This is a genomic window from Hansschlegelia zhihuaiae (genome assembly GCF_004103825.1).
Classification (GTDB): Bacteria; Pseudomonadota; Alphaproteobacteria; order Rhizobiales; family Methylopilaceae; genus Methylopila; species Methylopila zhihuaiae.
In genome coordinates, this window is the sequence record NZ_RYFI01000012.1 from 50,874 (window position 1) to 57,939 (window position 7,066).

Annotated in this window: 6 protein-coding genes; 3 read left to right on the forward strand and 3 right to left on the reverse strand. The window is 68.9% G+C overall.

The genetic code is table 11. From position 1 onward, the window contains the following. Nucleotides 1–14: 14 nt before the first annotated feature. Nucleotides 15–1,130 (reverse strand): ABC transporter substrate-binding protein, encoded by a 1,116-nt coding sequence (locus tag EK403_RS13230; protein ID WP_128777957.1) that lies wholly within the window; start codon nt 1,128–1,130, stop codon nt 15–17. 65 nt (nt 1,131–1,195) lie between these two features. After that, on the reverse strand, nt 1,196–2,281 hold the full coding sequence (locus EK403_RS13235) for a carbon-nitrogen hydrolase family protein (RefSeq protein ID WP_128777958.1): 1,086 nt from the start codon (nt 2,279–2,281) through the stop codon (nt 1,196–1,198). 127 nt (nt 2,282–2,408) lie between these two features. On the opposite strand from EK403_RS13235, the gene EK403_RS13240 reads away from it, so the two are divergent. Beyond that, nucleotides 2,409–3,320 carry a LysR family transcriptional regulator gene (locus EK403_RS13240; protein ID WP_128777959.1) on the forward strand — a complete coding sequence of 304 codons (912 nt, stop codon included), beginning with the start codon at nt 2,409–2,411 and terminating at the stop codon, nt 3,318–3,320. A gap of 136 nt (nt 3,321–3,456) precedes the next feature. Here EK403_RS13240 and EK403_RS13245 read toward each other — a convergent pair whose 3' ends face one another. Beyond that, nucleotides 3,457–3,957, reverse strand: coding sequence for an RNA pyrophosphohydrolase (locus EK403_RS13245; RefSeq protein WP_245479686.1), 501 nt, complete (start codon nt 3,955–3,957; stop codon nt 3,457–3,459). Between the two features lie 91 nt (nt 3,958–4,048). Here EK403_RS13245 and EK403_RS13250 point away from each other — a divergent pair, with 91 nt between their 5' ends. Together EK403_RS13250 and EK403_RS13255 are read left to right on the forward strand one after the other, a co-directional pair. Then, nucleotides 4,049–4,825 (forward strand): DeoR/GlpR family DNA-binding transcription regulator, encoded by a 777-nt coding sequence (locus tag EK403_RS13250; RefSeq protein ID WP_128777961.1) that lies wholly within the window; start codon nt 4,049–4,051, stop codon nt 4,823–4,825. Nucleotides 4,826–4,900: 75 nt separating this feature from the next. Further along, nucleotides 4,901–7,066 (forward strand): GcvT family protein (locus EK403_RS13255; RefSeq protein WP_245479687.1); only part of this gene is annotated, 2,166 nt, incomplete at its 3' end.

The window sequence follows — 7,066 nt, forward strand, 5'->3', positions numbered from 1 at the left end:
CGTCGCCCGCATCCTCAATTAGAGGCTGCGGCTCGCACCTCGCCCACCGGCGAGACCAAGCCGCGACCTTTCAACACTTCGGCGGTGAGGGTCGGCTCGATCGCGTCGTCGCGCAGCTTGTCGACGTTGATGACCTTGTTGGCCTTGAGGAAGGTCACGCCGCGGTCGACGAGGTCGGTGACGTCCTTGGTGATGGCGTAGGGCAGGAAGAGCCGGACGTCGCTGCCGCCCCACTCCTTCGGGTAAGCCCCGTAGATCGCGTCGTGCAGGCCCTTGTCGGTGAAGCCGTTCACGCGGCTCTTGATGATCCCGATCATCTCGCGGGCGTTCTTCACCTCCGCCATCCAGAGCTGCGCGTCGAGCTCGGCCTCGAGCCAAGCCTTCGCCACGTCGGGGCGCTGCTTGATCAGATCGGCCTGCATCACCACGAAGCCGCCGCCCATCTCGCCGATGGTGGCGCCGGATGCGACCCGGCGGGCGAGGCCCTCAGCCACGAGATTGGACGCGTTCGGCTCCCAGACCGCAGCGGCGTCGAGCCGGCCGGATTTGAAGCCGGAGCTGATCACCTCGATGTTCTGGTTGAGGTAGGAGCTGGGCTCCGTCCCGGTCCGCTTGAACAGCTTCTGGACGAAGTCGTCGGTGCAGCTGCCCTTGGGCGTCGCGACGGTCTTGCCGTCGACCCACTTCAGCGCCTCGTCGACCGTCTTGAACTCCGGCGCGTCCTTGCGCACCAGAAACGCGTAGCACTGGTCGTAGGCCATCGCGGTGGAGGCCACGATCCGCACATCCGCGGCTTGGGTCTTGGTGGTCGCTGTGAAGGCCGGAAGGTCGCCCATGTAGCCGACATGAGCCTTGCCGGCGAGCATCTGGTTCACGACCACCGCGCCCTGCAGTCCGACCATGTATTCGACGGTCGAGCCGGCGGGCAGATACTTTTTCCAAAGCTCCTTGCCGGCGTTGGCGAACACAGACCACACCTCGGCGTAGCAACAGGGATGCGCGACAACGAGGTGGATCGGCTCCCCGGGCTTGCCGTAGTCGAGCGCGGCGGCGGCATGCGGGAGAAGGCCGGACATCGCGGCCAGCGTCCAGGCGGCGAATTTCGTCCTCAGGCGCGTCGTCGAAGTCATCGGTGGCGTCCCTTCATGTCCCAGTGCTCGAATGAGAGGAGCGGCGGGGTCCGGACCTTCAACGGTCAGGGCGCGCCGTTCAGCAGGCGTTCTGCGCCCCAGGCGCTCTCCCTGACGATCCCGCGGTCGTCCGCGAGCGGAGCGTTGTCGTGTCGTCGCGCGTCGTCGGCGTCGTCGACGCCCTCGAACCGCACCGGGCGGTTCGCGGAGCGGTCGACGGTGAGCTTGAACACGTCGAAGCGGTTATAGGCGCCGGCGAGGTCGTGGAGTTGCTTGGGCTCCACGCAGGCTTCGGTGTCGATATCGGCGTAGAGGACGCCTTCTTCATTCTGCATCGGTCCGGCGATCACCTTGCCGGTCGGCGACATCACCATCGAGACGCCGCGCGGGCTGTCCATGAGCACCCGGCGCGCTTCCGGGTCGTCCTTGGCCATGTCCTCGATCATCGCCTCGTCCATGAAGGACGACACCACGATATTGAACACCTTGGCCTCGAGGCAGTGGGCGTTGGCCCGCACGCGGATGCCCTCGGCGACGTCGTAGGCGATCTCTTTCGGGTCGTAGGCTGGCCAGACCGGCGGATAGGAGGAGACGTGGACCTGCTCGCCCTGCGCGATCATCGTGAAGCGGGCGAGCGGGTTGAAGTTCTCGCCGCAGATCAGCATGCCGACCTTGCCGAGGTCGGTGTCGCTCACCCTGAGGCCGGCGCCGTCGCCATTCGCCCAGGACAGCTTCTCCCAGAAGGTCGGGACCAGCTTGCGGTGGTGGTTCAGGATGGCGCCGTCCTGACCAATCAGCAGGTTCGAGTTCCAGATGCAGCCGACGCTGGCCGCCGAACCCTCGTTGATCCCGATCGAGACCATCACGTCATTGTCGCGGGCGGCCGCGCGAATCCGCGCGATCTCCGGGCCGGGGACCTCCACCACGGACGCCGCGAGCCGGCGAAACCAGGCGTGGTTGTGGATCGGCGCCCCAAAGGCGCTCCAGATCGGGAAAGCGGAGACGAAAGTCTCGGAGAACGCCACCAGCTTGGCGCCGTTATCGGCGGCCTCGCGGATCAGCGCGCAGGCCTTCGACACGGTCCGCGGCGTATCGAGGAACACCGGCGCGACATGCATCGCCGCCGCCTTGAACTGCCGGTATTTCGTCATCGCGGACCTCGTGCGCCTCGAACAGGAGGGCAGTCTGGAAGGCCGTCGAACCAACGCAAAATATTAAGTTTGGAGGTTGTCCATAGGGCCGGCCTATGATCGCCTCACTCGGGAGCAGGGCCTCGCCATGAACTACACGCTGCGGCATCTGAGATATTTCGTGGCGGCGGTGGAGGCGGGCTCGATCTCGCAGGCCGCCCGCGACCTCAACATCTCGCAACCGTCCGTGTCGTCCGCGATCGATCATCTGGAGCGGGAGGTCGGCGTCGAACTGCTGCTGCGCAAGCGGCCCGTCGGCGTCGTCCCGACCGCCGCCGGGCGCGACCTGATGCGCGCCGCCCGGCTGCTGCTGAACCACGCCAAAGAGTTCGACGCCGCCGCGAGCAGCCTCGCCGACGCGATCGCAGGCGAGATCCATGTCGCGTGCTTCGTGAACATCGCCTCGGTCTATCTGGCGGCGATCCTACGCTCGTTCTACGAGCGCCATCCCAACGTTGCGGTGCGTTGCCATGTCGTCGATCAGGGCGACATCTTCGAGGGCATCGACAGCGGCCTCTACGAGACGGCGCTGACCTTCGACCTCAACCTCACCAACGACCACTCGGTCGACATCGTTACGGAACTGCCGCCGCGGCTGGTCGTGTCGCACCGTCACCCGCTCGCGCAACGGGCGACGGCTTCGCTCGCCGACGTCGCGTCCGAGACCTTCATCTTCCTCGACCTGCCGCACAGCCGGGACTACTTCCTCTCGCTCTTCCACACGCTCGACATGCATCCCGCCCAGGTCATCCCCGTGGCGTCGTTCGAGACCATTCGCGCTTTCGCCGGCAATGGGCTTGGCTACTCGCTCCTCAACATCGAAACCCGCACGGCGATGAACTATGACGGCACGCAAATCCGTTACGTCACGCTCACCGACAAGCTGCGGCCGCTGCGCATCTGCCTGCTGACGCCGTCCGGTTCGGCGGCGCGCCGTGCGGTGAGGACGTTCAACGACCACGTGAAGTCCTTTTTCGCGAATCTGAGCCTTACGCGCTGAGCAGTTTGAAAACCCGCTATTGGCCTGCCTCAGCCGGTCGCTGGCGTTTCGCCGACGGCGTGAGCGGGCGCGGCGACCGGAACAGGGCCGGCTTCGCATCGCAGGCGGCCCATCGGCCAGGCCGAGCGGCGGCGCGTCAGGCCGCGAAGGGTCGGAACCTGCGCGCGACCTCGGCGTAGATCGCGCGCTTGAACGGGACCACGAGGTCGACGGCGGTCGACAGCCGCTCCCACCGCCACTCCGAGAATTCGGGCGGCGCGCCGGGCGAGGCGCGCGACACCTCGATCTCCGAATCCTCGCCCTCGAAGCGCATCGCGTGCCAGCGCTGACGCTGGCCCCGGAACGCCGCGAGCCTGTGCGGCGGACCGGAATAAGGCGGGAAATCGTAGGTCAGCCAGTCCGGATGGGCGTCGAGAGTCCGGGCGCGCGTCACGCCGGTCTCCTCCTCGAGCTCCCGGAAGGCCGCCGCCTCGGCGTCCTCTCCTTCGTCGATCCCGCCCTGCGGCATCTGCCATTCGAAGCCGGGGCCGATGACCTCCGGCCCATCGTCCTCAAGACGGCGCGCGATCAGCACCAGGCCGTCGCGGTTGAACAGCGCGATCCCGACATTCGGGCGATAGGGCAGGCTCTCGTCCACCGGTCTGGGCTCCCGCAGCGGCCGGCGCGTTCTTGCCACCGGCGCCGGCGCTCCGCAAACTGCCGGGGCCCCGTCCGAGCCCGAGCCGCCGATGCCCCGCCCGATCGCCGCACGACGCCTGCACGAGATCGTCGAGAGCGTCGAGGCGGCGAAGAGCGTCAGCGTCGAGGAGCTCGCCGAGCGCTTCGGGGTGTCGCGCGAGACCATCCGGCGCGACCTCAAGGCGCTCGCGGCCCAGGGGCGGCTCGACGTGGTGCATGGCGGGGCGCTGAAGCGCGAGGTCGCCGACGCGCCCTTCGCGGAGCGCACGAAGGAGAACGCCGCCGGCAAGGCCGCGATCGGCCGGGCCGCCGCCGCGCTGGTCGAGGACGGCATGGTGGCGCTGCTCGATTCGGGCGCGACCACGCATGAGATCGCGGTCGCGCTCGCAGGCCAGCCCCCGAAGGACCTCACCGTGCTCGCGACCTCGCTCCGCGACGCCTTGGCGCTGACGCGCGCGGGCGTCCGCGTCACGATGCTCGGCGGCGAGGTCGACCCAGACGACGAGGCCACCACCGGCCTCGACGTGATCGCGGCGCTGCCGCGCTACCGCATCGACATCGCCTTCGTCGGAATTGGCGGGTTGACGCCCGAAGGCGACGTCACGGTGTTCTCGCGTGTCGCCGCCGAGACCCGCGCCGTGATGCTCGACGCCGCACGCCAAGGCTTCCTTGTCGCCGACAGCTCGAAATTCGGCCGGGCGGGCCCCTCGCGCATCGCGCCGTCGCGGCCGGTCGCGGGCGTCATCGTCGACGTCGCGCCGCCCGCGAGGCTGAGGGCCGCGCTCAAGGCGCAAGGGATCGCGTGCATCGTCGCGGAGGATTTATAATGTGGTTTTTTGTGGTTTTGTGATTGATTTCGAGGGGAGGCAAAGCTAGGGTCCCGGCACGCTGGAGGACCCGCCATGCCGTCGTCGCCCTTCCCGACACACGCCCAGGCCGTGATCGTGGGCGGCGGCATCGTGGGCTGCTCGCTCGCCCATCACCTGACCGGCCTCGGCTGGCGCGACGTCGTGGTGCTGGAGCAGGGGCGGCTCTCCTCCGGCACGACCTGGCATGCGGCCGGCCTCGTCGGGCAGTTGCGCTCCCAGTCCAGCATGACGCGGCTGATCCGCTATTCGGCCGAGCTCTACGCCCGGCTCGAGGCCGAGACCGGTCTCGCGACCGGCTGGAAGCAGTGTGGCTCGATCACCGTGGCGCGCACGCCGGAGCGCATGACGCAGCTCCGCCGCATGATCGCCTCGGCCCGCGCTCAGGGCGTCGAGATCCACGAGCTTTCTCCGCACGAGGCCGGCGAGCGCTGGCCCGTGATGCGGACCGACGACCTTCTGGGCGGCGTCTGGCTGCCCGGCGACGGCAAGGCCAACCCGACCGACCTCACCCAGGCGCTCGCGCGCGGCGCGCGCGCCGGCGGCGCCAGGATCTTCGAGAAAACGAAGGTGACGGGCGTCGACATAAGCGACGGCCGCATCCGCTCGGTTTCGACCGCCCAAGGCGAGATCGCCTGCGAGACCGTCGCGATCTGCGCCGGCCAATGGTCGCGCGCCTTCGGCAGGATGTGCGGCGTCTCGATCCCGCTGCACTCGGCCGAGCACTTCTACCTCGTCACCGAAAAGATCGAGGGCGTGCGTCCCGACCTGCCGGTGATGCGCGACCCGGACGGCTACATCTATTTCAAGGAGGAGGTCGGCGGCCTGGTGATGGGCGGCTTCGAGCCCGACGCCAAGCCCTGGGGCATGGACGGCATCCCGGACAATTTCGAGTTCCAGCTGCTGGCCGACGATCACGAGCAGTTCGAGATCCTGATGGAGAACGCGCTGGTCCGCGTGCCGGCGCTCGAGACCGCGCGGATCAGGACGACGGTCAACGGCCCCGAGAGCTTCACGCCCGACAACAATTTCCTGCTCGGCGAGACCCCGGGGGTGCGCGGGCTGTTCATCGGCGCAGGCTTCAACTCGGCCGGCATCGCGTCGGCCGGCGGCGCGGGACGCGCGCTCGCCGAATGGATGGTCGCGGGCGAGCCGACGCAGGACCTGTGGCCGGTCGACATCCGCCGCTTCGCCGCCTTCAACGCCAACCCCGCCTGGCTGAAGGCGCGGGTGAAGGAGACGCTCGGCCTGCATTACGCCATGGCCTGGCCGAACCGGGAGCTGACGACCGCCCGCCCCTTCCGCGTCTCGCCGCTCCACGAGCGGCTTGCGACCAAGGGCGCGGTGTTCGGCTCCAGGATGGGCTGGGAGCGGCCGAACTACTTTTCGACGGGCGCGCATGACCGCGAGATCGCCTACGGCTTCGGCCCGCCGAACTGGCTCGGCGCCTGCGCGGCAGAGCAGAAAGCGGCGCGCGAGGCGGTCGCTCTGTTCGACATGACGAGCCTCGCGAAGTTCCGCTTCGAGGGGCCGGACGCCGAGGCCGCGTTGCAGAAGATCTGCGCGGCCGACATGGCGCTCGCGGTCGGCGACAGCGCCTATTCGGCGATGCTGAACGCGCGCGGCGGGATCGAGGCCGAGGTCACGGTGGCGCGGCTTTCGCGCGACGCCTTCCTGATCGTCTCGGGCGCGGGCCAGGCGGTCCGCGACGCGGACTGGATCCGCCGCCATCTGGTGTCGGAGACCCGCGCGACGCTGACCGACGTCACCTCGGCGTATTGCGTCCTCGGCCTCATGGGCCCGCGGTCCCGCGCGCTGCTGGCGGAGCTCACCGACGCCCCGCTCGACGACCGCGCCTTTCCGCCGAACGCGCTGCGCGAGGTCGCGATCGGCTACGCCACGGGCCTCGCGGCGCGCCGCTCCTATGTGGGCGAACTCGGCTACGAGCTGTTCGTGCCGACAGAGTTCGCGCTCGGGGTCTATGACGCGCTGGTCGCCGCCGGCGGTCGCCACGGCCTGAAGGACGCCGGCTATTACGCGATCGACGCCCTGCGGATCGAAAAGGGCTTTCGCGCCTGGGGCCGCGAGACCTCGCCGGATTTGACGCCCTTCGAGGCGGGGATCGACGGCGCGATCGACTTCCGCAAGGACGGCTTCATCGGCTGGGAAGCCGCGACGAGAGCGCTGGCCGCGCCGCGCACG